Origin of the sequence: Niabella beijingensis, assembly GCF_020034665.1 — a bacterium.
Classification (GTDB): Bacteria; Bacteroidota; Bacteroidia; order Chitinophagales; family Chitinophagaceae; genus Niabella; species Niabella beijingensis.
The window spans coordinates 2,344,343-2,371,179 of the sequence record NZ_JAIQDI010000002.1; the positions used below are offsets into that span (position 1 = coordinate 2,344,343).

Genomic DNA, 26,837 nt, shown 5'->3' on the forward strand with positions numbered 1-26,837 from the left:
ATTGTTTGATGTTGACCGGGTAATTCAACAACAAATATAATTACAGATCAACAGAACGCTTATTTTACTTTCCAGGCGAACGGCAGGATGAGCCGGGCCGTAAAATTCCTGCCCATATTGAATACCCCCGCCCTGCCCGTAACCGGGTTTTCGGGAGCATACTTCAACCGGCTCAGGTGTTGCTGGTAGGCCACATCCCCGATATTATTCATTGCCAGGATAACCACCGCCCGTTTTGTTCCACCCCAGTAGATATCGCTTCCGATGCCCGCATTGAACAAGGTATAAGCCGGTGTAGCCGTTTCCGTATCATAACCGGAAAAGTACTGGTTCTGGGCGCCCACATTGTCCATTTCCACTTTAGCATAGAAATTTCTGAAGGCTTTCAACTGTGTAGGAAATTCTGCCCGCAGCTCTGTCAGCAATCGCAGCGGCGCGATCAGGGGAAGATTGTCCGAACCATCAACAGCATTGGTAAACACGCCTCTTGTCCAGCTGAATGAATTTTCAAAATGCAGCCAGTCGAGTGGATGCGGGTGTATATCCAGCGTGGCTTCCACCCCATACAGATTGGCGCTTTGCTGTGTGAATTTATAGACATACAAATTCCCGATTGCGGAATCAACGCCTGCACTGTTCTGCAATTTCTGATAATAGATATAATTATTGATATGATTGATATAGGGAGATACATTCAGTGAAACGTGCTCGGTATTCACATCCAGGCCAAGGTCGAAGGAATAGGAATCCTCACTTTTCAACTCCCGGTTCCCGATCTCGTAACGAAACGTCCCCTCATGCACGCCGTTGGCGGACAGTTCTGCCATATTTGGTGCTCTGAAACCCTTACTGGCATTAGCTTTCAACGTAATATGCTCATTAAAATCATGCGCCAGCCCAATGCTTCCGGAGAAGCTGGAAAGACTCCTGGTAAAAGGCTCGAATTTTTCCTCACCGTCTTCATAGGTCAGCTTGCTGCTGATATTACGGTTATCAAACCGCAGTCCCCCGCTAATAGTAGTACTGTTAACGGTTTTGGAAGTATAGCCATACACGCCAACATCAAAAAGCCGATAGTCCGGGATCAGCGCCTCATCCGCCCTGTTGCTGTTCTGCTGGCTCATTCCGTTCACTCCAAAAGAAGTCTTCCAGCCATTGATAAGCGGTAAATGATAAGCCGCACTGTAATTGATGGTTTTTAAATCAAAATAGGCTTCCGGTACTTCGGGCGTTTCAACATCCCCGAATTCCTTGCGCTGATTGCGCTGAAATCCCACCAGTGCTGTGATACGGCTGCCATTGTTTAAAGAAAAACTATTGTCCAGGGCCACCTTAAGATGTTGTATACGCTGGCTGGGAATCAATGGCGTTTTTCCGGTCAACTGTTTATCTCCGGGCTCGTATCCTTCCAGCTCCAGCCGGCCTTCTTCGTCCCGCTCTCCTTCAACCAGGCCCACATGCTGGTCAAAACTGGAAAAGATAAGATGCGAATAGCCCCAGGATTTATTCAGTCCCAGGTAGCCCCCGAAGTTCTTTTCATTAAAGCGGCTGTTCAGCACATCACCATCGTAGCGGTTTTTATAATCGCCCGCGCTTTTAAGACTTCCGTATGCGTTCCAGTTAAACCCGTTTATATTTCCCGCCACATTCGCGTATCCGCCCTGCATATTGTTATTGCCGTTGAGGCTTCCGGAGAGGTTGGCCTTTATCGTATTTTCCGGCACCGGCACATTGGTCAGGATATTCAGCACCCCTCCGATCGCATCGCTTCCATACATCAGGGAAGCCGGTCCGCGGAGCACCTCGATCTTTTGTGCACTGTATTCATCCAGCTCCACACCATGTTCATCCCCCCATTGCTGGCCTTCCTGCCGGACCCCGTCATTGAGTGTAACCACCCGGTTATAACCAAGGCCCCGTATAGAAGGCTTGGCAATTGCCGGACCGGTTGTGATGATGGACACGCCCGGCACCTTTGCCACCGCATCTAAAAGACCGGTGCCGGATGACTGTTGCAGCTCTTTCTGCGACAATACAGAGATATGCGTGGGCGCATGTTTCAACTGGGTTGAAGAAGATACGCCGGTAACCACTACCGCTTCATTTTCCACTACGGATACCGCCAGTTTAAAATCCTGAACGGTGGCACCCTTTACTGTTACGGTACCCACAAAGGACTTGTACCCTACATAGGAAACCGTCACAACAAGCCGGCCATTGGGCAATGAACGGATCAGATAAGAACCGTCTTTCCCGGTAGTAACATCCAGCTTCAGGTCGGGAACAGAAATAGTAGCTTCCGGCAGCGGCTGCCCGGTAAGCGCGTCGGTAACCACTCCTTTAAGCGATCCTCCGGCCGGTGCTTTTTCTTCATTTCCTTTCAATGGAGCTGCATGCCCCATAATAAAAACAATCAACTGCAGGACAATAAGTCCCAATATTTTCTTTTGCATAATTACATTTAATAATAGAACAGATAGTAAAATGGCTCAGGGAACCATTGACTGTACCGTTTTTAACAGGTTGGCATTATCTATTAAATGTAATAAGGAGGGCCTCTCAGGGCGGTATGGGCAAAAAGCTGGCGAGGGAGATCCAATATGCGGGCAACAGGAAGCTGCTCCCTTTGTATTGCTGTACTGCGCAATACCAGTGGTGCCGCCTCAATAAAAGGGGAAGTACTTTCTACGTTTACAAAACCGCAGCTGTATTCAAAGGCCCGGATGGTTTGCTGATCTCCCGTGCTAAAACGCTGATCCCGGTGATGACCAAGTGCATCATGCAGGTAAATCTTGGGGGTAACCCCGGTGGTAAAAACCACCAGCAATAACCATCCTAAAAATGTCCGTATGCGTTTGCTGCTGCTCAATTTTTGAATCTCCGTTGCAAAAATAGAGCTATATTTCCGTATCAGGAAAAAAATACCTTTTTTATTCTACAGTTAACTGAAATACACTCTCGTCTTCAAGAATGCCTTCCAGTACATCGCCTGTTACCACCTCTCCAACGCCTTCGGGAGTTCCGGTAAAGATCAGATCCCCGATATTAAGCGTAAAATATTTGGAGACGTGCGACAGGACTGATTCAAAATTGTGGATCATCTTTGAGGAGTTACCGTGCTGTACCAGCTCGTCGTTTTTATAAAGCCCGAAATTGATGCTTTTGATATTCTCAAAATCGCTTACCAGGCGCCATTTACCGATAACCGCTGAATTATCCCAGGCTTTTGCTTTCTCCCAGGGTAATCCTTTCTTTTTCAATTCGTTTTGGAGATCCCGGGCCGTAAAATCGATCCCAAGGGTAATGGCGTCATAATACTGGTTGGCATATCGCCGGTTGATATACCGGCCGTTTTTGGATACCCGGATGACCAGCTCGCTTTCATAGTGCAGTTCATTGGTAAATTCAGGGTAATAAAAAGGCAAATGAGGTCTTAACAGTGCGCTTTTCGGCTTTAAAAAAACCACGGGATCTTCCGGAATTTCATTGCCCAGCTCCCTGGCATGCGCTGCATAGTTCCGCCCAATACAAATAATTTTCATAATACAGTAGGATTTAATTTGTCTTTACAACGTAAACTCTTTGCTATTTATTTCATTCATTGCGGCTTCGATACCCTGAAACAGGAATGTTTCGATGGCTGCTACCGCCTTATCGACTTTCAGCTTTACGAGCGGTTCCTCTTCCCTTCCCCACTTTCCAAGCACAAATTCGGACTGCATCCCTTTTGGAAAGGCATTGCCGATTCCAAATCTTAATTTCGGATACGCAGTTGTATTCAACACCGCCTGTATACTCCTTAATCCATTGTGTCCACCATCACTGCCTGCGGGTTTTATCCGCATTTTTGATAACGGAAGTGCCAGGTCATCCAGCACGGTCAGGGAACGTTCCAACGGGATTTTTTCTTTCTCCAACCAGAATTTAAGCGCTTTTCCGCTAAGATTCATATAGGTGGTAGGACAAATACAAATACCGGTACGGCCTTTTATTTTTACTTCTGCCACATAAGCCAGTCGGTCGCTTCGAAATTCTCCGCCATGCTTGTGAACAAATGCGGCGATCACATCAAAACCAATGTTATGCCGGGTATGTGCATATTCATTTCCAATGTTTCCTAAACCTGCTAATAAATATTTCATCCCGTTTATCAAAATTATTGAAAATAAAAAAACCTACATCAATTTGATGCAGGCTTTTTTAAGCTTTGCTAAAAAATTATTTTTTTGCTGATGCTGCTTCTTCCTGCCTTAACTGTCTTGTCATTACAACAGAGGCAATAGGAATACGGGGAGAGTTCAGGATCTCGATATTCTCCGCTTTTACATCTTCCACGCGGATGTTGGCATTGATCTCCAAGTCGTCTACAGGTACTTCAATCACTTCCTGCAAAAATTTCGGAAATGTTTTAACCTTAAGTGCCTTGATCTTGGAAACAAAACGTCCGCCGTCCTTCACCCCTTTTGCGCTTCCGGTGAATTTGATCGGAATCGTAGCGATCACTTTCTTATCCTCTGCCAGTTCCAGGAGATCTACGTGGATCAGCTCATCAGTAACTTTGTCAAATTGCAGATCTTTCAAAATACATCTGTAAGTTGCACCATCCAGCTTTACTTCAGCCAACTGAAAGTTGGGAGTATAAACCAGTCCTTTGAATGTTGCTGCCGGCGCACTGAAATTGATTTCTTTAGCACCCCCGTAAATTACAGCAGGCACAGCGCCCTGAGAGCGAACCTGGCGGGTGGCTCTTTTGCCAAACTCGGTCCTCAGTTGTCCTTCGATTGTAATTGTTTTCATTTTTATGTTTGTTTTTAATTTACTTACTTGTTATGGATTCGATGTCCTTAAATTAGAGTGTACAAAAAGACTTGTGATACTCTTATTTTCAAAAGCGTGTTTAATTGCTACCGCGAACAGGTTTGCAACTGAGATCACCTTTATCTTCGGACTGGAATGCTGAAGTGGAATGGTGTTACAAACCACCAGCTCCTGCAGCACACTGCTTTCGATATTCTCGTATGCCTTTCCGCTCAATATCGGATGCGTGATCATCGCCCTTACACTTCTGGCTCCTTTCTCCATCAACAAACCGGCACTTTTTGCCAGTGTTCCCCCTGTATCGCAGATATCATCAATAATTACCACATTCCGGTCTTCCACATCACCGATCACCCGCATGCTGGCGATCTCGTTTGCCCGTTTCCGGTGCTTGTCACAAATCACCATTTCTGCATTGAAATAGGTGGCAATTTCCCGGATCCGGTTGGTTGCGCCTACGTCAGGGGCTGCAAAGGTAAGGTTTTCCAGCTGTAATTGCTCTACATAGGGTATAAAAACTGCATGGCTGTCCAAATGATCCACCGGGATATCAAAATACCCCTGGATCTGCGGAGCGTGCAGGTCCATGGTAACGATCCGGTCTGCCCCCGCTGCTGTTAACATATTGGCAACCAACTTACTGCCTATTGCCACACGCGGGCGGTCCTTCCGGTCCTGCCGCGCATACCCGTAATAAGGCATTACCACGATCACTTTATACGCTGAGGCGCGTTTTGCCGCATCGATCATTAAAAGCAGCTCCATCAGGTTATCTGAAGGGGCATAGGTACTTTGAACCAGGAACACATAGTCGCCGCGAACACTTTCCAGAAAATTCACATAAATTTCCCCGTCGCTGAACCGTTGTGTGTGGATTTGTCCTAACTGACAGCCATATCTCTGGCATATTTCTTCCGCTAACTGAAGCGATGCCGTACCGGCAAATATTTTGGCTGAATGCATAGTTAAATGTGGAGACTCCATTTGTTACTAAATGAGCGGCGAAGATATTAATAACCGCAGCAAAATTCCAAGCAAAATGCGGCTCATTAAAAAAATTTTTTCAACAGCAATTATTCTGTAACTTGTATGGATGAAAAACACAAATGCCATTAAAAACTGGGCGGAAGACGACCGTCCGCGTGAAAAACTTATCAATCAGGGAGCTGCCGCACTTAGTAATTCGGAGTTGCTGGCCATTCTTATCCAGAACGGTACCCCTCAACAATCTGCTGTAGGTCTGGCAAAAGAAATACTTCAGCTCGGAGACAACAGCCTGAACAAACTCGGGAAACATTCCCTGGCCGATTTTATGAAAATAAAAGGCATCGGCAAAGCCAAAGCCGTAACCATCAGCGCCGCTCTTGAACTGGGCCGCCGCCGGCAAACCGGCGGCCTGCCACAATTACCCGTAGTAAATACCAGTAAGGAGATCGGGGCCTTTTTGCGGGGGCGGCTGATGGACTACCTCCATGAGGTTTTCGCTGTTATTTTCCTGAATCAAAAAAATGCAGTCATCCACTTTGAAATTGTCAGCGAAGGGGGCATCACAGGAACCGTTGCCGACCCAAGAATCATCCTGAAAAAAGCCCTTGAAAAAAACGCGGTGGGTATTATTCTTGCCCACAATCACCCCTCCGGCAACCTGTCGCCCAGCAGGGCGGATGCCTTTCTGACCAATAAGATCCGGGAAGCGGCCGCCTTTATGGATATCCGTGTTATGGATCATATTATTGTAAGCGACGAAGGATATTACAGCTTTGCAGACGAAGGGATGTTGCACAGCTGAAACGAGCGAACAGCGCTGTTAAAAATCAGGAACAACCGGGTTGTACAGGTCCTTTCGCGCTATGCTCGCCCGGAACCGGTTTTATTGTTACTTTCGCTTAAGAATCCATAATCCTTTTTTCTATGAGGCGAACATTCCTGGTCATTTCGGTCATTTCCCTGGTAGTTTCCTTTCTTTTGGCGTGGTATATCAGCAAGAACTGGTACGTTGTTTTTGGGATACTGCTTATATTTTCTTTTATGGGATATTACGATATGCTGCAAACCCGGCATACCATCCGCAGGATCTACCCTATTTTCGGACGGCTGCGTTATGTAATGGAAGAATTGCGTCCCAAGATCTACCAGTATTTTATTGAATCGGATATAGACGGTCGTCCGATCAACCGCATCGACCGGTCTACCGTGTACCAGCGGGCCAAACTGGACAATGATACCATGCCCTTCGGAACCCAGCTGGATGTGTATGCCCCGGGGTATGAATGGATCTGTCATTCCATTGCGCCAAAGAACTTTAACACGCTGGACCATAACCCCCGTGTTGTTTTCGGCAACAAGGATTGCCGGCAACCCTATAACGGCAGCATCCTGAATATATCTGCCATGAGCTACGGATCACTGAGCTCCAACGCCGTTGAAGCCATGAACGGTGGCGCCAAAATCGGCAACTTTGCCCACAATACCGGAGAAGGAGGCCTGAGCGACTACCATCTCAAACAGGGTGGTGATGTTATCTGGCAGATCGGAACCGGCTATTTCGGATGCCGGGATGAACAGGGTAATTTTTCGCCCTCCCTTTTCGCTGAAAAAGCAGGCATACCTGCTGTAAAAATGATCGAGATCAAAATTTCACAGGGTGCAAAACCAGGTCACGGCGGTATCCTTCCTGCAGCCAAAAACACGCCGGAGATCGCTCGTATCCGCCATGTAACACCCGGCACCACGGTAGAATCGCCCCCTTATCATACCGCATTCAGTACACCACGCGAACTGGTATCTTTTATCAAACAGCTGAGGGATCTGTCGGGAGGGAAGCCCATCGGGTTTAAGCTTTGCATCGGTCATAAAAGTGAATTCATTGCTGTTTGCAAGGCCATGATCAGCCAGGACACCTACCCTGATTTTATCACTGTAGATGGCGGCGAAGGCGGCACCGGTGCAGCACCGCAGGAATTTTCCAATTATGTGGGGGCTCCTCTGCTGGATGGCCTTGCCTTTGTTGATGATATTTTGAAAGGAATGAATATCCGTCATCATATTAAGATCATTGCCTCGGGAAAGATCACCACCGGTTTTCATATTGCCCGGGCAGCTGCACTGGGGGCGGATGCCTGCAACTGTGCCCGCGCCATGATGCTGGCTGTTGGCTGCATACAGGCATTACAATGCAATACCAACCGCTGTCCTACCGGCGTGGCCACACAGGATCCCAAATTAACCCGGGGGCTCGTTGTAGAGGATAAAAAACTGCGGGTTGCCAATTACCATAAATACACCGTAAAAACTTTTGTGGAACTGATGGGCGCTGCCGGGCTTGGCAATATGAAGGATATTTCCCGCTCGCATATTTACCGCAGGATCAGTTTGACTTCCATGTTTACTTATGAAGAGATCTTTCCTTCCATCCGTCAGGGGGCACTTGTAAACGGAGCGGTTCCCGAAAAACATAAGGCAGATTTCGCATTTGCCGATGAAACACATTGGGGCTGGCCCAACCTGGGCAGCTGGAGCGAGGAAGGAAATAAAGAAAAAATTGCTGCATCGTAGCACCGGGATCTTATTAATAAAAAAAACGGCATCATTTCAATGCCGTTTTTTTATTAACCATTCTTTTATTAGTTCAGCTGCATCGCGGCAATGATCCCGTCGATCTTTGCATCCAGTTGCTTATCCACCGCATCGAACGCCGCAGCATCCGGCAGTTGCTCTTTCACACTGAAATAAAATTTGATCTTGGGTTCCGTACCGCTGGGTCGCGCCGAAACCAGGCTGCCGTCTTCCAGTTCAAATTGCAGCACATTTGATTGGGGCAGGCGGATCTCCGTAGCGGCGCCGGTATGCGGGTCGGTCGACTGGCTGCTTTGATAATCCAGTACCCGCACCACTTTCAGGCCGTTGATCTCTTTTGGCAGATGCTCCCGGTAATCCTGCATCATCGCAGCGATCTGCTGCTGCCCGTCCATCCCCTTTTTTGTTATTGAAATGAGCTTCTCTTTATAGAATCCGTATTTGATGTACAGCTCGACCAATTTTTCAAATAAGGTCTTCCCCTGATTTTTTTCATATGCCGCCATTTCACACAGCAATGCAACAGCGCTCACAGCATCCTTATCACGGATACGGTCGCCGATCATCAACCCAAAGCTTTCTTCGCCACCTATGATGTAGTTTTCCTTCCCTTCTTTTTCCCGTATCAGTTCCGCGATCCATTTGAAGCCGGTGAGCACCCGGTAACAATGCACCCCGTTGCCTTTGGCAATAGCATCGGCCATGCCCGTTGTAACGATCGTTGTAATGATCATATCGTTGGGCGTTGCGATCCCCTTTGCTTTACGGGCTTCCAGCAGGTAATTGAATGCCAGTACGGCGGTCTGGTTACCATTCATCAGCACCCAGCGTCCATGATTGTCTTTTATACCAATACCCACCCGGTCGGCATCAGGGTCGGTCCCCAGCAGGATATCGGCGTCCAGTTCCTTTGCTTTGGCAAGACCAATGCTCATGGTCTCTGTTTCCTCCGGATTGGGGTACGCCACTGTAGGAAAATTCCCGTCGGGTGTTTGCTGTTCTTCCACGATATGCACATTCTTAAACCCGAAACGGTCCAGCACCTGTGGCACCAGTGTAATGCCCGTACCATGGATCGGCGTGTACACGATCTTAAGATCCTGCTGCTTTTCGATCACATCCGGAAACACACTCAGCCCTTTTACCATTTCGATGTACTGCTCGTCGATCTCTTTGCCGATGATCGTGATATTGGCATCCCCTCCGCTCCATTTAACATCATCCACCGACGCAATTTTTTCCACTTCCTTTATCACATTTTTATCATGCGGCGGCACCAGCTGCCCGCCGTCATTCCAGTAGGCTTTATAACCATTATATTCCTTCGGATTGTGAGAAGCAGTACAAACCACCCCTCCCTGGCATTTCAGCGTGCGGATGGCAAACGAGAGTTCCGGCGTGGGCCGTAATGATTCGAATAAAAACACTTTTATACCATTGGCAGCAAAAACATGTGCGGTGGTTTCCGCAAAAAAGCGGCTGTTGTTACGGCTGTCGTGGGCAATTGCCACCCGTACTTCTTCCCCCGGGAAGGATTGCAGCAAATAATTTGCATACCCCTGCGTTGCCATGCCTACCGTATATTTATTCATGCGGTTGGTTCCCACGCCCATAATCCCTCTGAGACCACCGGTACCAAACTCCAGGTTCTGGTAAAACGCGTCCGCCAATGCTTTGGGATCTTCCTGCTGAAGCTTCGCTATCTCATTTTTTGTCTCCTGATCATAATTGCCCTGCAACCATTGATCAACCTTCTGCTGTATCTCATTATCCATAGTCCGATATTTTTTACAGGTTTGAAGATAATCATAATTTATCTACAGAAAATTGGGATACCGACATTTTTTTAAACCCGTTTTTCTTTTCACCCTTAAAGTTCAGGAGCGGCTTTCTTCACAGGCTACACCTTCCTTTTCCACAACCGGCACAGGTGCGATTTCTTTCTGTTCATTTAAACGCGCATTTTTTTTAGCCTGCTCTTTTTTAGCTAGGTTGATAAAAAACACACTGCATAAAATAATTGCCAGACCGCTTAACTGCAGCGCTGTCAGCTGATCGTTGTTCAGCAAAACGCCCAGCAGCACCGCCACCAGGGGGTTTACATAAGCATAGCTGCTCACCTGCGTGGCGCTGCGTACGCTCAACAGGTATACATAGGCACTATAAGCAATGATGGACCCGAAAACGATCAGGTACAGCAGCGCGCCCCAGCCTTCCATGGGAATCCCGGACCAGTTCACCCTTGTTATACTGCCGTCTGCAAACCCCACAATAAAGAATATGATCCCGGCAGACAGTATCTGCCAGGCAGAGTTCACCGATGGCGAAATATTTTTGACCTTATATTTTGAATAAAGGGAACCAGCCACCCATCCGATATTGCCGATAAAAATCGCCAGCAGCGGGATCCATCCCTGTTTGCTGTTATCCCCGGTGATCTTTTCATAAAACAGGGCGATCACCCCCAGCAGTCCGATCGATACGCCAAGGAGTGTAAACTTATTGGTAAAATTTTCCGACCAGTTCTGTTTATCAAATACCAGGAACCAGATGGGTGCAGAAGCCAGGAAGATCGCCACAAAAGAGCTGTGCAGGTATTGCTCCGCCCATATCACAGCCCCGTTGCCTACAAAAAGCATCAATACACCGCTGCATACGGAATGTAAAATAGCAGAACGGTTCCATACTTTTTCGCCTTTCAAAGCTACCCAGGCCAGCATAATAACGCCGGCGGTTACAAAACGCAATCCGCCCAGCAGCATGGGAGGTATAAACTTCACAGCCTTTTCTATAAAAAAATACGTAGATCCCCAGATAAGATATACTGCGGCAAATGCCAGCACCACCAATAATACGGAAGGTGCTTTTTTCTGTGTCATAAAATCAGTCGATTGAAATGTGAGAAGATTCTTTTACGGTTTCCAGAACGATGGTGGTGCGCATGGAAATGATATTCGCAATTTTACTGAAACGCGACCGCTTCAGCTCCATCAGCTCTGTGGGGCTCGATAGCCTTGCCTTGATAAGGTAACAATCATCCCCCGCAATATGATGCACTTCCATCACCTGGGGGATGGAAGCCAGCGCGCGGGCCGATTTATCATCCGCAAAACTATCCTTGGTTTTAATAAAAATAAACACCAGCAGGTCCTTATCAATTACCAGCGGATCAATCGCTGCGCTGTACCCTTTGATCACCCCTTTTTCTTCTAGCTTTCTTACCCGCTCCAGCATTGCAGACGGCGCCATCTTCAATTGGCCCGCCAACGCTACATTGGTGATACGGGCATCTTCCTGCAGCAGCCGCAAAATGGCCAGGTCTGTTTCATCCAGGTTGATTTCAATTGTTTGCATGACCAAATTTAAATAATATTCTGAATAAAAATAAATTTTCCGAATATTATTCTACAATCAGTTCTAAAAAAGACAATAATTCTGAACCAATAAGGACACAGCACGAACCGGCTTTCGTTTTTCCTGCCCGTTTATTCTTTTAAGTTTGTTATTTTTGCACCCGCCTGCGGGCCACAAACAAGTGATTATGACAAAGCGTTTCCTTTTTTCCTTACCAGTGATCGCAGCTGTGGTGTTAGCATCCTGCAATAGCAATGATACGAAAACACCAGCGACGCCTGTGGAACCTGGTACTGCCAGTACGGTTAAGAACATCGGCATCTCCGTTATCAATACCTACCCGCACGACCCCGAATCCTTCACACAGGGTCTGGTGATCCATAAAGGCCAGCTTTATGAGGGAACCGGCGGTGCTGACTATGCGCCCGAGGGAAGGGCTTCCGAACTCATAAAAGTAAACCTGCAAACCGGCAAAGCAGAAAAGACCCTAACGCTGGACAAAAAATATTTTGGAGAAGGCATCACCATATTGCACGATACGGTATACCAGCTTACCTGGAGGGAAAAAGTGGTATTCGTCTATACCCTTCCCGACTTTAAGAAAGTAAAGGAATTTCCAATCAATACGGAAGGCTGGGGCATTACAACAGATGGCAAGGAACTGATCGTAAGCGATGGTACCAGCAACCTGTATTATTATGATCCGGCCACCTTCCAGCTGTTGCGCACCCAATCGGTAACGGCAGACGGCGACTTCCTGGACTCTATCAATGAGCTGGAATTTATTGATGGCTTTATCTATGCCAATCAATGGAACCGTCCTTATATTTTTAAAATCGACCCCTCAAGCGGTTTGGCTGTAGGAAAAATTGACCTGAGCCCCATCTGGGACCGCTTGAAGAGCAGGGATGCAAAGAATACCGAAAATGTTCCCAACGGTATTGCCTATGATCAGGATTCCAAAAAGATCTATATCACCGGGAAAAAATGGCCGGAGCTGTATGAGGTCCAGTTTGGGAATTAAGGCTTTCGAGAATTAGGTGGAACTTTTTCTAAACTGCACGCGTATCAATGATAAGACAGCTCCTTTCCTTGTTGACAACAGCGGTATTGTTTCCGCTATTTTTTGTTTCCTGTACCTTTACAGATAAAGAGGAAAACAACACATCTCCGGATTCTCTCACCTCTGATGGAATAAAAAAAATTGACTTTTCTGTCATTCGTACACTACCACATGATACAACTTCCTTTACCCAGGGACTTATCGTTTATAAAGGCCGGATGTATGAAGGCACCGGCGGCAATGATTCAAACATTGTCAGCAGTAAACTATCCAGACTACTGGAGCTCGATATAAATAATGGGAAGATCCTGAGATCCCTGGATCTCGATAAAAAATATTTTGGAGAAGGCATCACAATCTTAAACGATACAATCTATCAGCTTACATGGACCGGGCATACAGTTTTCATTTATGATATGCACTTCAAAAAACTTAAAGAATCAACGATCAATACTGAAGGCTGGGGACTGACCAACAACGGAAAAGAGCTTATCCTGAGTGACGGCACCAGTAATCTCTACTTCTATGAGCCACATACCTTCCGGCTGTTAAGAACCCTTCCGGTAATGTTAAACGACGATTTCCTTCATTCCATTAATGAGCTGGAATTTATTAATGGGGCAATATATGCCAACCAGTGGGGGCAACCTTATATTTTTAAAATTGATCCGGCCAGCGGACGGGTAACCGGAAGGATTGACGTCACTCCCATCTGGGACAGGATCAAAAAAATCGCTCCGGAGCTCAATCCACGGGATGATGTTCCCAACGGCATTGCCTATGATCAGGATTCCAAAAAGATCTATATCACCGGAAAAAAATGGCCGGAGCTGTATGAGGTCCGGTTTGGGAATTAAGGCTTCTTTTTAATTACATAGATCACCGAGCTGCATTCCTTTGTATTTCCCGCCGCATTAATATTGGATGCAAGTCCATGTAGTCCTGCGCCAACAAACCGGGTACTTCCGCTTTTATATTTGCTGCTGAGCAAACTCACATAAAAGCTGTCATACCACATCGGCAGCAGTTTTTCGATCCGGAACCCGTGTCGCTCCATCAACACCTGCATCGCCCGGGGAGAAAAATGGTACAGGTGGCGGGGCACATCATAGGCCGCCCAGTATTGCTGATAGGTTGCGGCATCGCGGCTGGTGTAATTCGGTACGGCAATAAACAATACCCCACCGGGTTTCAGTATTTCTTTAAGCCGGTTGATATAATCGTTCAATTCATGTACATGCTCCAGTACATGCCATAGCGTCACTGCGTCAAACTGTGCTTTCTCCAGCCGGAACAACTCGTGCGAAGGACTTACCTCCAGCTGGTAAAGCTGTGCTGCCATCCGGCGGGCATCAGCATCCGGCTCCAGGCCGGTAACCTTCCATCCCCTGCCCTGCATGGTATTTAAAAAAGTACCGGTACCGCAACCCAGATCAAGCAGATGCCCTTTTTGCAGATGCGTATACTTTTCCACCAATGCTGCTTTTTGCTGCATCGTACGGCTGCGCACTTTCTGGTACATACGGCTTACCAGGCCTTTGCTGGTATTGGAGTGCGAGATATAATCTTCCGACTTGTAATAGGGCCCGATCGCATCCTGGTCCGGCACATCCTGGGTAAAACGAAGTGTACAGGATCCGCATTCTACTATCGGGAACAATTCCCCGCTTACCGTATAATCTTTTGCTGAAAAAACCGGCCGGATCTGCGTTCCTCCGCAAACCGGGCAGGCGGTGTAATGAACCTGGGACATTCAATTAATTTAGACGGCAAAACTGGTTCCGCACCCGCAGGTGCTGGAAGCATTGGGATTAGAAAAAGTAAATCCGCGGTTGTTCAATCCTTCCGACCAGTCAACCTCCATACCGGCCAGGTATATCTCATGTGCTTTATTGATGATACAGGGAATACCTGCCACCTCAAACATTTTGTCGTTGGACTCTTTTTTGTCAAACCCAAGCATATAACTCAGCCCCGAGCATCCGCCGCCCTTTACCCCCAGCCGGAGGTATTGATCTGCTTCAAAATCAGGGGCGCTCATCAGCTTTTTTATTTCCTTTATCGCACCATCGGTGAGCAGCACCGGTGCTTCTTCCACTACTCTGTTTTCCATTTTACAAAATTAATCATTTTATGGGCATGATGTGCAGGATCACCACAGAAGCGCTGAAACTCAGAAACTTTGGAGTTACACTTTTATCACAGAAGGCGAAAACATCCGACGCCGTCCCGCTGCGATCATTGCGGATTCCTTGCGGGCACAGCGGCTAAATAGTACCCGCAAAGATGTTCCGCACCAGTTTTCCCCATTGAAATCATTACTAATGTTCAGTGTTTCAGCCCCTCAGCGGCCAATAATCGATAATTTTTTAACAGTGCTGCAACAATTCCTCAATTGTAATGTTAGTGTAAAATATGAGCAGGTTTTGGTGTACCTTTGCCAAAATTTTTAAACCCCGGTAATGAAAAAAATTCATATTATTCTTTTAGTATTGGTTGCAGCCGCCATCGCAGTGCTGGTGAGTTTTTTACAGACGACCACCACGTATGATACGGTGGAAACGGCCAAATCCAAACCGGGCAAATTCGTTCATTTAATGGCCAAATGGGATAAAAGCGCGCCATTGGAATATGATGCGGTAAAAAACCCCAATTATCTTGCATTTACGGCGGTTGACAGCCTGGGGCAGAAAATAAATGTGATCTATCACAACCCAAAACCCGAAAACTTTGAATTGAGTGAGCGCCTGGTAATGAAAGGCAAGTATAACGGTACCGTGTTTGAATGCCAGAGTATACAAACCAAATGTCCCAGTAAATACAAGGATCAGGACCCTTCCAAACATGTTCCCCAGGAAGACAGGAAGACCACATACAATAATATCCGGCCTGCCGCAATAGCGGATAAACAATAGAAACGAATGAATTATATTGGTGAGGAGTTACTGCCCGGACAAGTAGGACATTTTTTTATACTGATTTCCCTTGTTGCGTCGCTGGCAGCCAGTTTTGCTTATTTTAAAGCTACAAAAGTTAGTATCCCTGAAGACAGGAAAGCCTGGCTTAAACTGGCCCGTGGGGCCTTCTTTGTTGAAACCGCTGCTGTTTTTATCATCTTTGCGGCGCTGCTGCACATACTGTATCACCATCTGTTCGAATACAAATATGCCTGGCAGCACAGCAGCCGGTCGCTGGAGCTGAAGTATATCCTGAGTGCCTTCTGGGAGGGCCAGGAAGGAAGTACCCTGCTCTGGACCATCTGGCACTGCATCCTCGGGCTTATTGTTATCAGAAAGGATAAAGAATGGGAAGCCCCGGTAATGATGATCGTAAGTTTTGCCCAGTTCTTCCTGGCCACCATGATCCTGGGTGTTTATATTTTTGATGTAAAGATCGGATCCAATCCTTTTATCCTTTTAAGGGACTCCGGAGTACTGGACAATGCGCCGGTAATGCACGTGAATTTCGATACGGCCAACCCCACCCGTCCGGATTATATGACCCTTATCAAGGATGGTAATGACCTGAATCCATTGCTGCAAAACTACTGGATGACCATCCACCCCCCTGTGTTATTTCTCGGATTTGCCTCTACACTATTCCCCTTTGCTTATGCAATGGCAGGGCTGTGGACAGGCAAAACAAAAGAATGGGTCAGCAAAGGACTGCCCTGGGCGCTGTTCTCGGTTGCCATCTTCGGCCTGGGTATTATGATGGGCGCCAAATGGGCGTATGAATCATTAAACTTTGGCGGCTACTGGTCCTGGGACCCGGTGGAGAACGCCTCGCTGGTTCCGTGGCTGATCCTGGTGGCGGGTGTGCATACCCTGCTGGTGTTCAAACACACGGGCTTTTCATTGAGGGCCACCTTCCTGTTCTTCGGACTGGAATTCCTGTTTGTATTATATTCTACCTTTCTTACCAAGAGCGGGGTCCTGGGTGAAGCATCAGTGCATGCCTTTGCCGATATCGGCATGAATGGCCAGCTGTTTTTGTTTTTACTGGTATTTGTATGGGTAATGCCCTTTGTAGCGGCCACAACCAACCGTCAGCGGGCCATCATTGCCATCACGGCCACCGTACTTTCTATAGGCACTTATTTTCTTGCAGAAATCATCCCCGGATTTCCTTTATATGTGATCCTTGCAGGTATCATTACGTTTATCGTATTGATGAACCGGCAGGTACCGGCGGTAAAAAAAGAAGAAAGCGCCAGTTCCCGCGAATTCTGGATGTTTATCGGTGCCCTGGTATTATTCCTTTCCTCACTGATCATCATTTTCCAGACCTCCCTGCCCGTGTTCAACAAGCTTTATAAACTTAACACGGCCCCGGGAGAGAACAGTGAGTTCGCCTATAACCAGATCCAGGTGCTGGTGGCCATCATTATCGGTATCCTGACCGCCATCTCCCAGTATTTCCGGTATAAAAGCACACCCGGAAATATCTTTTTAAAAAAGATCGCAGTGCCTACGTTGATCAGTGCACTTATTGCCACATTTGTTCTTGTGGTGATCAAGATCAATTACGACAAAGAAGGATTGGGTTTCCTGATCAATATCTGGATCGCATTGGTTGCAGGGATCTATGCCGTTGTGGCCAACATCAGCTATATGTTAACCAGTCTTAAAGGCAGCATTAAGAACAGCGGGGGCTCTATTGCACACTTCGGGTTCGGACTGGTACTGGTGGGCATCCTGTTGTCTGCCGGTAAAAAAGAAGTATTGTCGCACAATACCAGTGGTATTTCTATCGATTTCGGGAAGGAAAGCAAAGAGATCTCGGGGGAAAATCTAACCCTTGTAAAAGGCGTGCCGATGAGCATGGGACAATACAAAGTGACCTATGAAGGCGATTCTGCACACCCGAAGAAAGCACTTACTTATTTTAAGATTCATTTCAGATCTCCTTCAGACAGCTTTACGCTTTACCCCAACGCCTTCATCAACTATAAAGGAAATGAGGGGCTGATGGCCAACCCTTCTGCAAGACATTACTGGGATCATGATGTATTTACGTATGTATCTGCATTGCCTGATCCTTCCAAGAATAAAGACACTGCGCAATTTGCCGTAGCCACTAAAAAAGTAGGTGATACGATCTTTTACAGCCGTGGATTCATCCTGCTGGAAAAGCTGGTAGGCAAGGACAACCTGCCGTTGCAGAACTTTGATAAGACCGACACCGGGTATACGGCTTCTTTAAAAGTACAGTCCATCGGTGGTCCCTCCTATCAATCGGACCTGCTGCTGATCAAAGGCAAGGGACAGGTGTTGTTCCAGTCTCAGGACACCGTGATGGCACAAAGCCTGGTGCTGCAGCTTAACGATGTCAGTAATGGTGTGGCAAAGATCGGTGTAAAAGAGTCGTCTGCGGTAATGGAATATGTAACCTTAAAGGCCTATAAGTTCCCCTATATCAACCTGCTCTGGGGCGGTGTGATCATTACCGTGATCGGTACATTGATCAGTATGGCCCGGAGGCTGCGGCTGAACCGGGTTAGAAGGGCCGAGAGTTAGCTATCAGCTGTCGGCAAGCAGCTGTTATAGCGTATACGCCCTTTGAAAAAAGTTGCCAGGTAATATGCCGCTCCCGCTCTCAATGCTTGTAGCTTAACTCCCGAACGCTCCCGACTGATTGCTCACAGCCAGCAGCTCAATGCTGCAGCACCTCCGGCATGTATTGTTTGCTTTGTTCGATGGCATCCATGATCTGGCCGGTAATTTCCTGGGCCGAAGCATCATAGTCGATTTCCATAGGCGGTTTAAAGGTCACGGTCAGCAGCGTGCCTTTTCGTTTTAAGGTGATACCTGTTTTATTGAAGGCCCGGGAAAAGCCATTGATCACCACTGGTATCACAATCGGTTTGTGGTGTTTGATGATCAGTGCGGTGCCTTTCCGCGCCGGGGCATAGGGAGTAGTGGTGCCCTGGGGAAATGTGATCACCCAGTTCTTATCCAGCGCCCGCTGTATCTTTCTTGTGTCCGAAGGATCCAGGCCGGTACGTTTTTCACCGCTGTTTTCATTCCAGGTACGCTTTACGGTAAGTCCGCCGGCCAGCAGAAACAACCGGCTGAGCCAGCTGCTTTTCATGGTTTGTTCTGCCGCTACGTAGTTCACCCTTGTATAAGGGTTCAGGAAATAATAGGGAAAACCCAGCCGGTCTTTCTTGCCCCATTTGTAAGCGGAAAGGATATGGAAAAAAGTGATCACATCCACAAAATAAGTCTGGTGATTACTTACAAACAATACATTGTGGGAAGGCAGGTTTTTCAGGTGTTCCGTTCCCCTGATGCGGAGCTTATTTACGATTGCAATGCCGGGATAGGTAAATACGCCTACTGTAAAATGAACAAACTTCCTTACGATGTTAAAATTTCTTAAGCGGCTTCCCGGTTTGCTCATATTTCTAATTAAACGTTACTCAGATTTTTATTAAAATAGTTACAGCCAGCGGCCGCAACAAATGTAGCTGAATTTAATTTGTTTCGCTGCTGGTTCTTTAAAACGGCCGTTTCCGCACCTTTTGATCTCATTTCAGCCGGCGTTGCGGCAGCTTCTTAAAACAGGACGTCCCGGATCTCTTTTGTTTTTTCAAATACCGAACGGGCAAAAGGACAAAGCGGCATGATCTTCAGCTGCCGGTCCCGGGCAAATGCAACCGCCCGCATCAGCAGTTGCCTCCCGATCCCCTTTCCGGCAAAGGCCGGATCCACTTCTGTATGATCGATGATAAATTTTGTATCCCCGGCCCACACATAGGTCATTTCACCCGCAACCGTTTCATTACTCAGGGCCTTAAAAGCGCCTTTTTTTCCATCATCTTCCTGTATAATTTCCATGCTGTTGTTTTGAGCGTTACGATCCTTTAACCGTTCAACCATGTACATTCCGCAGCACATCTCCCTCCATCCCCTTTAGCTCCGGGGCCGGACCTCATGTATCTTACATAAATATACTTAAAATATAATAACCCCCGGGCATTAAAAAACCCCGGTTTGAGACCGGGGTTTTAACGATATTAAAGCCCTGCATTATGCAGTAACCTTTCCTTTTGCTTTTGCGATCACTTCTTCGGCAATGTTTGTTGGAGCCGCAGTGTAGTGAGAGAACTCCATGGTGCTGGAGGCACGGCCGGAAGTTAAGGAACGCAGCTGGGTTACATAGCCGAACATTTCGCTCAGCGGCACCTGTGCCTTGATCACCTGTGCACCTGCACGGGTGTCCATTCCTTCCATCATACCACGACGACGGTTCAGGTCACCGGTAACATCACCCATGTATTGCTCAGGAGTGATCACTTCTACCTTCATGATGGGCTCCAGCAGGATGGGTTTTGCTTTGCGGGCGGCCTCACGGAAACCTTGTTTTGCGCAAAGTTCGAACGACATAGAGTCGGAATCCACCGCGTGGAAGCTTCCGTCAAATACACGGATCTTCATATTATCCACAGGGTAGTTTGCCAGTACACCACTTGTCATTGAGGTTTCAAAACCTTTCTGAATAGCCGGTACAAATTCCCTGGGGATAGAACCACCAAAGATGTCATTTACAAACTGGTAGTTTTTATCAGGGTTTTCTTTCTTCCAGTCTTCATCCACCGGACCCAGGCTGAACTGGATATCGGCAAATTTACCACGACCACCGGTTTGTTTCTTCAGCGTTTCCCTGTGCTCGATAGTAGCATTGAACGCTTCTTTATAAGCCACCTGGGGTGCACCCTGGTTTACTTCTACTTTAAACTCACGTTTCATACGGTCGATGATGATCTCCAGGTGCAGCTCACCCATACCACGAAGGATGGTCTGGCCGGTATCTTCATCTGTATTTACACGCAGCGTCGGATCTTCTTCCACCAGCTTGGCGATCGCCATACCCATTTTATCAACATCCGCCTGCGTTTTAGGCTCAACGGCAATAGCGATAACGGGCTCGGGAATGAACATATTTTCCAGTACGATCGGGTGGTTTTCATCACAAAGGGTATCTCCTGTTTTAATTTCCTTGAAACCTACAGCAGCACCGATATCACCGGCTTCGATAAAATCGATCGGGTTTTGCTTGTTGGCGAACATTTTCATGATACGGCTGATCCGCTCTTTCTTACCACTTCTTACATTCAGTACATAAGAACCGGCATCCAGGCGACCGCTGTAGCAACGGAAGAAGGCCAGGCGACCCACGAACGGATCGGTCATGATCTTAAACGCCAGTGCAGCAAACGGTTCTTTTGCATCCGGCTTGCGGATGATCTTCTTTTCAGGATCGTTAGGATCAGATCCTTCGATCGCTTCCACATCAACCGGGGAAGGCAGGTAACGGCAAACTGCATCCAGTGCGGTTTGTACCCCTTTGTTTTTGAAAGAAGAACCACACATCATCGGAACGATGCTCAGGTCGATGGTTGCCTTGCGGATGGCCTCATGGATCTCATCTTCAGAGATCGTGTTAGGATCTTCAAAGAATTTTTCCATTAACTGGTCATCATACTCAGCTACTGCCTCGATCAGCTGCGCTCTCCACTCTTCCACTTCTGCTTTCATTTCATCCGGAATGGGCACTTCCGTATAGGTCATTCCCTCTGTGGCATCATCCCAGATGATCCCTGTATTTTTGATCAGGTCCACCACGCCTTTAAAATTATCTTCAGCGCCGATGGGCAATTGCAGGGGCACTGCTTTTGCGCCCAGCATTTCCCGAACCTGTTTTACCACGTTCAGAAAATCAGCACCCTGACGGTCCATTTTGTTCACAAAACCGATACGGGGTACCCGGTAACGGTTGGCCTGGCGCCATACGGTCTCCGACTGAGGTTCCACCCCATCCACCGCGGAGAACAGCGCGATCAGGCCATCCAGTACACGCATGGAACGCTCTACCTCTACGGTAAAGTCCACGTGTCCCGGAGTATCAATGATATTGAAAGAATATTTTTTTGTATCAGCGGTAGCCTTTCCTTTATCAGTGGGAAAGTTCCACTGGCAACTAACAGCGGCAGAAGTAATGGTAATACCACGTTCTTTTTCCTGATCCATCCAGTCGGTTGTAGCAGCACCTTCGTGTACCTCACCAATTCGGTGAATCATACCGGTGTAACGCAAAATACGTTCAGTTGTAGTGGTTTTACCGGCGTCAATGTGAGCGGCAATACCAAAGTTCCTTTGAAATTTTAAATCTGCCATAAGTGTTTAAATTATTATTTTTTTGTTAACCAGCTTCAGATCCCTGATTCAGCTGCTGTTGCGTCGCACTCTTCAGCGTCCCCGCCCTGGTCAGGCACACCAAAATCTGCCCTAAAAAGCAAATTTCAGGGCGCAAAGGTACGATAAATATGTAAAAAAAAGGGAAATTTTTCCTAAAGTACTGAAGTGTGGACAAAATCGGGATAGTGGATTCCCTGTCGGGCACCAGACACCGGCAATTTGATGTTCAGATCTAAAAAAAGCTTACTATTTTAATAATAATCAATCAATTGCGTAAATCCGATCCGCCTTCAGCAGTATTGTCCCGTTGCCATCGAACAACTTCAGTTCCCGGTTCTCTATTTTAAAACGCTGTGTAAGCTCCAGGTTTTTCATGATCCCCGTTTCGGTGGGGGCATAGTTTACACAAGCTATATTTGTTATGCTTAAATTGTTTAATATTAAATCATTTCCCGTTCCCGGTGCTCTTACTCCGAACTGAATGATATTGCATCCCGCAGAAGCATTGCCGGACCTGTCCTTAAAACTTATTGTCGGATAGGCCGTCCGGGTAACGTCAAACTGAAGGGCGGACACATCTTTTGCATAGGAGATGGCCCAGTTGCCCTTTAATTCCAAAGGAACGGGCTGGTTCACATTTTTGTCTTTCGAGCATCCGGTTAGTAAAAACCCTGCAGCGAGTAAAACAGTAAACAGTTGTTTCATAACAATCGTTAAGTGCGTTTTTTTGATCACTTACAATAAGAAGACGTACCCAAACCCGCAAATGCAACACTGCCGGGAAATCAATCCCAGTCTGCCGCAACCGCCTCAATCAGCACGTTGCCGGCTTCATCCTTAAACTTTATAAAATGGCCACTGATCTCATAAGTCCGGATCAGGGGCATCGTCTTCAGGTAGGCCTCTTCAACGGGCATAAGCCCTTCACAAAACATTTCGGTACCTACAATGCCGGAAAAACGGACCCCTGAACCGGAACCGGTGGCCGTCTGGAACCGTACCTGGTTGCACCCTGCCTTTCCCTGCGTACTGGACAGATCCGCCAGGTTGATGGAGGCCCTGGACTTAATCACCAGGTCATCCGCCACCCCTTTCAGCTGCTTCAGCATCCATTCCCTGCGCAGGGGATTCCATCCGTTCGGATAAACCGGAGTTTCCTCTATGGCCTCCACGGCTTCCAGCAACAGTACATCCTCCTTATCAAACAGTTTCAGCCGGTTACCGATCACCTGGTATTTGGCCACCAGCGGCAATGCCTTGCTGATAATGGATTCAAATCCGGCGGCCTCATTACAATATTTATTAGTACCGGCGATCTGCCCGATCGAAACAGTAAAAGGAGGAGCCACCGTTACCGGGAAACGGAACTGATTGCATCCCACGAATGCTGTGGAGGCAGCCAGGTTGCTGAGATCGATAAAGGGGTCAACCATTGCAAAGCTGTCGGATGTTACATTGATCATTTTTGTGATCTTCCATTTGCGGCTGATACTCCCCTTTTCATCCTCTGCAGAAACGACCGCCTTTAACAGGCTGCCGCCGTGGTCATCAGCCAGCTCCAGCCGGCCGTCCTCCAGCCGGAACCGGTACGCTTTACCAAGGTTGTCCTTTAGCGCAGTACGCAGCGCTGCATCCCCGCAATTACGCGTATCAGCATAAAAACCGAGGTCATCCAGGGAGATCCGGCTATTATGGCCAAACCGTGGTGTAAGCTTTATAGTGTCGCAACCCGCGGCGGCATAGGACCGGTGCACATTCCGGAGGTCAAAACTTGCATTGGTCAACGCTCCGCCGTAGCCATTGAGCGCAGTTATGGTCCATTTATGGTGAAGGCCTTCTGTATGCAGTGTGCTTGTGAGCGGCGCGGCGCTCCGGTTGCAGGCGATCATCATTGCGATTCCAAATACGGCGAAACAGATTTTTAAGCGATCTTTCATAAAAGGTGCATAAGAAATTTATATTCCGGCATCGGTGCTAAATCCGGCACGCTATCCGATTAAATATTAAAACTAACGAAATTCAGATTTACTTTCTTTGTATTCTTTGCGCTGCTGTGGCAACTGCCTGCAAATGCATATTTGATGGTTGCGCTGTCCTCCGGATAATCATATGATGATCCTGTCCGTTTTTTAAGGGCTGCATGTTTAAAGTACAGGTACGCCCAATAAAAAAGAGCATCCGCTATAGCTGCTCTTTTAACAAAATCGTTCTCCGGCAATTAGTCGCCTTTTATACTATCTCAGGTATCCCAGTATCTTCAGCATACTTTGCGAGGTCTGCTCCTTTGCATACACCCATTCGATCAGTTTGCCGTTCTTGTCGTATTCCAGGATGATGTGCTTGGGCGAAGGGATAAGACAATGCTTGATACCTCCGTACCCGCTGATCTGGTCCTGGTAAGCCCCGGTATGAAAAAAACCGACATACAGTGGCTCCGCATCGCTTTCCGCATTTTTGGGTGTGGCTTCTATCGCCGGCACACCCAGCCCCCCTACACCGTTGTCGTTTTTTATTTTGGGTAAAAACACTTCATTAATGTGCTCTTCCGAATCATAATAATCATGGCCGTCACAGGTAATGCCCCCCAACACCACCCGCTGGTATTCATTGTTCCATTTATTAATCGGCAGCATCAGGAATTTTTCCCCGATCCCCCAGGTGTCCGGCAGGGTGGTTATAAACGAGGAATCGATCATATACCAGGTTTCACGGTCGTTCTGTACTTTTTCCCCGATAACGCTGTAAATATGTGCCATACTCTCCCCTACGGTATAGCTTCCGAACTCCGTATAAATATTGGGCACGGGAACTTTTGCTTTTTTGCAGGCCGACTTGATATTGCTGATGATCTCATTGATCATGAACTGATAATCGTATTCAAAAGCCAGGCTGTGTTTGATGGGGAAACCGCCGCCGATATTGATGGAATCCAGCTCGGGACAGATCTTCCTTAGCTGACAATAGAGGTTGATGCTTTTACGCAGTTCGCTCCAGTAATAGATATCATCCTTGATCCCTTTATTTAAAAAGATGTGCAGCATCTTCAGCTGGAATTTATCTTCGTTCCCTTCAATCTCATCTACATAAAATTCCAGTACATCCTTTGCCCGGATCCCCAGACGTGAGGTATAGAAGGGAAATGTCGGTTCTTCCTCTGCGGCAATACGGATCCCCAGTTTAAACGGTTCCTTGCTTTTGATGCTCCGTTTGTACATCTGCAGTTCCTGTTTATTATCGAGAACCGGGATCACATTCTTAAAGCCGTTGTTAATAAGCTTGGCGATCCTTGAGGTATATGCTTTTTGTTTGAATCCGTTACAAACGATATTGATGTCCTTTGTAATTTTCCTTCTTTTGTACAACTGGTTAATGATGTCGATATCATAGGCAAAAGAAGTCTCCAGATGGATATTATGCTTTAATGCCTCCTCTACAACAAAAGAGAAATGCGAGCTCTTGGTACAGTAGCAGTAAAAGTAGGAGCCCTCATACTTATGCCGCTTCATGGCAGTCTGGAAATACTGCTTGGCCTTGTTGATATTGATCCCGATCTTGGGCAGGTAACTGACCTTAAGAGGTGTGCCATGTTTTTTGATCAGCGCTTTCAGATCAATGCCGTTAAATTTCAGATACCCGTCTTCAACTTCTATTCCCTCTTGCGGAAAGTTAAAGGTCTGGTCTACTAAGCCTAAGTATGAATTATTCATTACCCAATCAATCCGGTGAATGCCGGCAGCTTTAAGGTTTCTTTTTTTAAAATTTGCCTGCTAAATTAGGCAATTCCTTAAATACTTTGATAAAAATCAAATTTATATTGAATTCCTTTTTATTATTATTTTTTAGCTGAAAGCGGGGTTTCTTCCTGCACACCAACGCCGTTATATTGCAAAATAAATTCCGGCTGCTTCCCTGATGTTCATCAGCAGCTCATTCTTCCTTAGCTTTGCCCTAAATCAAAATCCTGGTATGAGCCGTTCTATTTTTTTTCTGTTATTGTTATCCCTTTTGTTTGCAATACCCGGGCCCGCCCAGGTGCATTGGTTTATCCGGCCCGAAGGCAATCTTTCGCTGATCCGGAAAACCAGCAATACCACATCCTATAATACAACCATCGATAACGAACCGGTGCGGGCCACTGTGGCTGCGCGATCTGAGTTTGACCGGCAATTAGGGGCAGGGCTCTCCGGCGGGTTCGTGGTTCCGACAGCGGTAAAGCGGCTTTCGCTGGAAGCTGCTGCGGGGCTGGTAATGACCAGCTACCGGGCACATACGGCCCTGGACTTCCGATCCAGCGGCGATATATACGATCTGAACATGCCCGGCTTCCGCGCCATTAGTGTTCAGTTCGACGGTTATGCGGGTGGCTTTTCAGACCGGCTTTTTAGTTCGGGCAAACCCTATATCATTTCTCCTGAAAACACAGAAAAGAATTTCAAACAGGGAACGGTCCGCCACCTCTATGCACAGCTGCAAATAGGAGCAAAATACAAGTTGCTAAGAAAAACAGCCATCGGTCTGGGTGTGGTCCCCTATCTGCTGGTGCAAAGCACCACCCACACTTATAAGGAGGAGTTGACACCACCGCCGATCCAGGGTACGCTGCTAAGGCAAACAAAAAGCCAGGCGAAGGACGACTATCATACAGCGGGCATGGCGGCACAGGCAAAAGTAGAACAGGCACTGAATGCCCGGTTTTCGTTACAGGCCCTTTTTACGCATCATTTTTCAAAAATCTATAAAGAGCAGCCGGGTGATGTGCCGGGAAGGAAGCCGAAGATGCAATATGCCGCACTGGGCATGAGCTATTATTTTAATTAGGCCGT

At 47.2% G+C, this 26,837-nt stretch carries 24 protein-coding genes; 7 read left to right on the forward strand and 17 right to left on the reverse strand.

Features of this window, described 5'->3' with window-relative positions; all coding sequences use genetic code 11:
* Positions 1-59 precede the first annotated feature (59 nt).
* The 6 genes from K7B07_RS25800 to K7B07_RS25825 form a co-directional block, all read right to left on the reverse strand.
* On the reverse strand, positions 60-2,453 hold the full coding sequence (locus tag K7B07_RS25800; RefSeq protein WP_223713433.1) for a TonB-dependent receptor: 2,394 nt from the start codon (positions 2,451-2,453) through the stop codon (positions 60-62).
* An 83-nt stretch (positions 2,454-2,536) separates the two neighbouring features.
* On the reverse strand, positions 2,537-2,869 hold the full coding sequence (locus K7B07_RS25805; protein ID WP_223713434.1) for a hypothetical protein: 333 nt from the start codon (positions 2,867-2,869) through the stop codon (positions 2,537-2,539).
* Between the two features lie 61 nt (positions 2,870-2,930).
* Positions 2,931-3,542: a fumarylacetoacetate hydrolase family protein gene (locus K7B07_RS25810; protein WP_223713435.1), complete on the reverse strand. Its 612-nt coding sequence runs from the start codon at positions 3,540-3,542 to the stop codon at positions 2,931-2,933.
* 24 nt (positions 3,543-3,566) lie between these two features.
* Positions 3,567-4,142, reverse strand: a complete 576-nt coding sequence (pth, locus tag K7B07_RS25815) for an aminoacyl-tRNA hydrolase (RefSeq protein ID WP_223713436.1) — start codon at positions 4,140-4,142, stop codon at positions 3,567-3,569.
* A 76-nt stretch (positions 4,143-4,218) separates the two neighbouring features.
* Complete coding sequence (locus tag K7B07_RS25820) at positions 4,219-4,797, reverse strand: 50S ribosomal protein L25 (RefSeq protein WP_223713437.1); 579 nt, start codon at positions 4,795-4,797, stop codon at positions 4,219-4,221.
* Positions 4,798-4,827: 30 nt separating this feature from the next.
* A complete protein-coding gene (locus tag K7B07_RS25825) occupies positions 4,828-5,781 on the reverse strand; it encodes a ribose-phosphate diphosphokinase (RefSeq protein ID WP_223713438.1) in 954 nt (317 codons plus the stop codon).
* Between the two features lie 130 nt (positions 5,782-5,911).
* Between K7B07_RS25825 and radC the strand changes: the two genes are divergently transcribed.
* Together radC and K7B07_RS25835 are read left to right on the forward strand one after the other, a co-directional pair.
* Positions 5,912-6,607, forward strand: coding sequence for a RadC family protein (gene radC / locus K7B07_RS25830; RefSeq protein WP_223713439.1), 696 nt, complete (start codon positions 5,912-5,914; stop codon positions 6,605-6,607).
* Between the two features lie 122 nt (positions 6,608-6,729).
* On the forward strand, positions 6,730-8,373 hold the full coding sequence (locus tag K7B07_RS25835; RefSeq protein WP_223713440.1) for an FMN-binding glutamate synthase family protein: 1,644 nt from the start codon (positions 6,730-6,732) through the stop codon (positions 8,371-8,373).
* Positions 8,374-8,441: 68 nt separating this feature from the next.
* Here the strand turns inward: K7B07_RS25835 and K7B07_RS25840 are convergent, their stop codons facing one another.
* The 3 genes from K7B07_RS25840 to K7B07_RS25850 all read right to left on the reverse strand — a co-directional run bounded on the left by K7B07_RS25840 (position 8,442) and on the right by K7B07_RS25850 (position 11,748).
* Positions 8,442-10,169: a phospho-sugar mutase gene (locus K7B07_RS25840; RefSeq protein ID WP_223713441.1), complete on the reverse strand. Its 1,728-nt coding sequence runs from the start codon at positions 10,167-10,169 to the stop codon at positions 8,442-8,444.
* 102 nt (positions 10,170-10,271) lie between these two features.
* Positions 10,272-11,273, reverse strand: a complete 1,002-nt coding sequence (locus tag K7B07_RS25845; RefSeq protein ID WP_223713442.1) for an EamA family transporter — start codon at positions 11,271-11,273, stop codon at positions 10,272-10,274.
* 4 nt (positions 11,274-11,277) lie between these two features.
* Complete coding sequence (locus K7B07_RS25850) at positions 11,278-11,748, reverse strand: Lrp/AsnC family transcriptional regulator (protein WP_223713443.1); 471 nt, start codon at positions 11,746-11,748, stop codon at positions 11,278-11,280.
* Between the two features lie 187 nt (positions 11,749-11,935).
* On the opposite strand from K7B07_RS25850, the gene K7B07_RS25855 reads away from it, so the two are divergent.
* The gene (locus K7B07_RS25855; protein WP_223713444.1) at positions 11,936-12,772 is read left to right on the forward strand and encodes a glutaminyl-peptide cyclotransferase; all 837 of its coding nucleotides are present in this window, start codon (positions 11,936-11,938) and stop codon (positions 12,770-12,772) included.
* Positions 12,773-12,819: 47 nt separating this feature from the next.
* A complete protein-coding gene (locus K7B07_RS25860) occupies positions 12,820-13,668 on the forward strand; it encodes a glutaminyl-peptide cyclotransferase (protein WP_223713445.1) in 849 nt (282 codons plus the stop codon).
* Here K7B07_RS25860 and K7B07_RS25865 read toward each other — a convergent pair.
* Together K7B07_RS25865 and K7B07_RS25870 are read right to left on the reverse strand one after the other, a co-directional pair.
* A complete protein-coding gene (locus tag K7B07_RS25865; RefSeq protein WP_223713446.1) occupies positions 13,665-14,564 on the reverse strand; it encodes a class I SAM-dependent methyltransferase in 900 nt (299 codons plus the stop codon). The genes K7B07_RS25860 and K7B07_RS25865 overlap by 4 nt on opposite strands.
* Before the next feature lie 9 nt (positions 14,565-14,573).
* Positions 14,574-14,924, reverse strand: coding sequence for a HesB/IscA family protein (locus K7B07_RS25870; RefSeq protein WP_223713447.1), 351 nt, complete (start codon positions 14,922-14,924; stop codon positions 14,574-14,576).
* 349 nt (positions 14,925-15,273) lie between these two features.
* On the opposite strand from K7B07_RS25870, the gene K7B07_RS25875 reads away from it, so the two are divergent.
* Positions 15,274-15,726 carry a cytochrome c maturation protein CcmE domain-containing protein gene (locus K7B07_RS25875; protein WP_223713448.1) on the forward strand — a complete coding sequence of 151 codons (453 nt, stop codon included), beginning with the start codon at positions 15,274-15,276 and terminating at the stop codon, positions 15,724-15,726.
* A gap of 6 nt (positions 15,727-15,732) precedes the next feature.
* Positions 15,733-18,330, forward strand: coding sequence for a cytochrome c biogenesis protein CcsA (gene ccsA, locus K7B07_RS25880; RefSeq protein ID WP_223713449.1), 2,598 nt, complete (start codon positions 15,733-15,735; stop codon positions 18,328-18,330).
* 136 nt (positions 18,331-18,466) lie between these two features.
* Here the strand turns inward: ccsA and K7B07_RS25885 are convergent, their stop codons facing one another.
* The 6 genes from K7B07_RS25885 to K7B07_RS25910 all read right to left on the reverse strand — a co-directional run bounded on the left by K7B07_RS25885 (position 18,467) and on the right by K7B07_RS25910 (position 25,721).
* Positions 18,467-19,216, reverse strand: a complete 750-nt coding sequence (locus tag K7B07_RS25885) for a lysophospholipid acyltransferase family protein (RefSeq protein WP_223713450.1) — start codon at positions 19,214-19,216, stop codon at positions 18,467-18,469.
* Between the two features lie 155 nt (positions 19,217-19,371).
* Entirely contained in the window at positions 19,372-19,653 is a 282-nt protein-coding gene (locus K7B07_RS25890; RefSeq protein ID WP_223713451.1) for a GNAT family N-acetyltransferase, read from the reverse strand.
* Positions 19,654-19,845: 192 nt separating this feature from the next.
* The gene (gene fusA / locus K7B07_RS25895) at positions 19,846-21,993 is read right to left on the reverse strand and encodes an elongation factor G (RefSeq protein WP_223713452.1); all 2,148 of its coding nucleotides are present in this window, start codon (positions 21,991-21,993) and stop codon (positions 19,846-19,848) included.
* Between the two features lie 282 nt (positions 21,994-22,275).
* The gene (locus K7B07_RS25900) at positions 22,276-22,719 is read right to left on the reverse strand and encodes an META domain-containing protein (RefSeq protein ID WP_223713453.1); all 444 of its coding nucleotides are present in this window, start codon (positions 22,717-22,719) and stop codon (positions 22,276-22,278) included.
* An 80-nt stretch (positions 22,720-22,799) separates the two neighbouring features.
* Entirely contained in the window at positions 22,800-23,951 is a 1,152-nt protein-coding gene (locus tag K7B07_RS25905) for an META domain-containing protein (protein WP_223713454.1), read from the reverse strand.
* 297 nt (positions 23,952-24,248) lie between these two features.
* Positions 24,249-25,721, reverse strand: a complete 1,473-nt coding sequence (locus tag K7B07_RS25910; RefSeq protein WP_223713455.1) for a type III PLP-dependent enzyme domain-containing protein — start codon at positions 25,719-25,721, stop codon at positions 24,249-24,251.
* 259 nt (positions 25,722-25,980) lie between these two features.
* On the opposite strand from K7B07_RS25910, the gene K7B07_RS25915 reads away from it, so the two are divergent.
* On the forward strand, positions 25,981-26,832 hold the full coding sequence (locus K7B07_RS25915; protein ID WP_223713456.1) for a hypothetical protein: 852 nt from the start codon (positions 25,981-25,983) through the stop codon (positions 26,830-26,832).
* Positions 26,833-26,837 lie beyond the last annotated feature (5 nt).

What these genes read in the sequence shown, in the direction of transcription:
- K7B07_RS25800 (WP_223713433.1), bottom strand. Translation starts at nt 2,453, where the DNA reads ATGCAAAAGAAAATATTGGGACTTATTGTCCTGCAGTTGATTGTTTTT.
- K7B07_RS25810 (WP_223713435.1), bottom strand. Translation starts at nt 3,542, where the DNA reads ATGAAAATTATTTGTATTGGGCGGAACTATGCAGCGCATGCCAGGGAG.
- pth (WP_223713436.1), bottom strand. Translation starts at nt 4,142, where the DNA reads ATGAAATATTTATTAGCAGGTTTAGGAAACATTGGAAATGAATATGCA.
- K7B07_RS25820 (WP_223713437.1), bottom strand. Translation starts at nt 4,797, where the DNA reads ATGAAAACAATTACAATCGAAGGACAACTGAGGACCGAGTTTGGCAAA.
- K7B07_RS25825 (WP_223713438.1), bottom strand. Translation starts at nt 5,781, where the DNA reads ATGCATTCAGCCAAAATATTTGCCGGTACGGCATCGCTTCAGTTAGCG.
- radC (WP_223713439.1), top strand. Translation starts at nt 5,912, where the DNA reads ATGAAAAACACAAATGCCATTAAAAACTGGGCGGAAGACGACCGTCCG.
- K7B07_RS25835 (WP_223713440.1), top strand. Translation starts at nt 6,730, where the DNA reads ATGAGGCGAACATTCCTGGTCATTTCGGTCATTTCCCTGGTAGTTTCC.
- K7B07_RS25840 (WP_223713441.1), bottom strand. Translation starts at nt 10,169, where the DNA reads ATGGATAATGAGATACAGCAGAAGGTTGATCAATGGTTGCAGGGCAAT.
- K7B07_RS25845 (WP_223713442.1), bottom strand. Translation starts at nt 11,273, where the DNA reads ATGACACAGAAAAAAGCACCTTCCGTATTATTGGTGGTGCTGGCATTT.
- K7B07_RS25850 (WP_223713443.1), bottom strand. Translation starts at nt 11,748, where the DNA reads ATGCAAACAATTGAAATCAACCTGGATGAAACAGACCTGGCCATTTTG.
- K7B07_RS25855 (WP_223713444.1), top strand. Translation starts at nt 11,936, where the DNA reads ATGACAAAGCGTTTCCTTTTTTCCTTACCAGTGATCGCAGCTGTGGTG.
- K7B07_RS25860 (WP_223713445.1), top strand. Translation starts at nt 12,820, where the DNA reads ATGATAAGACAGCTCCTTTCCTTGTTGACAACAGCGGTATTGTTTCCG.
- K7B07_RS25865 (WP_223713446.1), bottom strand. Translation starts at nt 14,564, where the DNA reads ATGTCCCAGGTTCATTACACCGCCTGCCCGGTTTGCGGAGGAACGCAG.
- K7B07_RS25870 (WP_223713447.1), bottom strand. Translation starts at nt 14,924, where the DNA reads ATGGAAAACAGAGTAGTGGAAGAAGCACCGGTGCTGCTCACCGATGGT.
- K7B07_RS25875 (WP_223713448.1), top strand. Translation starts at nt 15,274, where the DNA reads ATGAAAAAAATTCATATTATTCTTTTAGTATTGGTTGCAGCCGCCATC.
- ccsA (WP_223713449.1), top strand. Translation starts at nt 15,733, where the DNA reads ATGAATTATATTGGTGAGGAGTTACTGCCCGGACAAGTAGGACATTTT.
- K7B07_RS25885 (WP_223713450.1), bottom strand. Translation starts at nt 19,216, where the DNA reads ATGAGCAAACCGGGAAGCCGCTTAAGAAATTTTAACATCGTAAGGAAG.
- K7B07_RS25890 (WP_223713451.1), bottom strand. Translation starts at nt 19,653, where the DNA reads ATGGAAATTATACAGGAAGATGATGGAAAAAAAGGCGCTTTTAAGGCC.
- fusA (WP_223713452.1), bottom strand. Translation starts at nt 21,993, where the DNA reads ATGGCAGATTTAAAATTTCAAAGGAACTTTGGTATTGCCGCTCACATT.
- K7B07_RS25900 (WP_223713453.1), bottom strand. Translation starts at nt 22,719, where the DNA reads ATGAAACAACTGTTTACTGTTTTACTCGCTGCAGGGTTTTTACTAACC.
- K7B07_RS25905 (WP_223713454.1), bottom strand. Translation starts at nt 23,951, where the DNA reads ATGAAAGATCGCTTAAAAATCTGTTTCGCCGTATTTGGAATCGCAATG.
- K7B07_RS25910 (WP_223713455.1), bottom strand. Translation starts at nt 25,721, where the DNA reads ATGAATAATTCATACTTAGGCTTAGTAGACCAGACCTTTAACTTTCCG.
- K7B07_RS25915 (WP_223713456.1), top strand. Translation starts at nt 25,981, where the DNA reads ATGAGCCGTTCTATTTTTTTTCTGTTATTGTTATCCCTTTTGTTTGCA.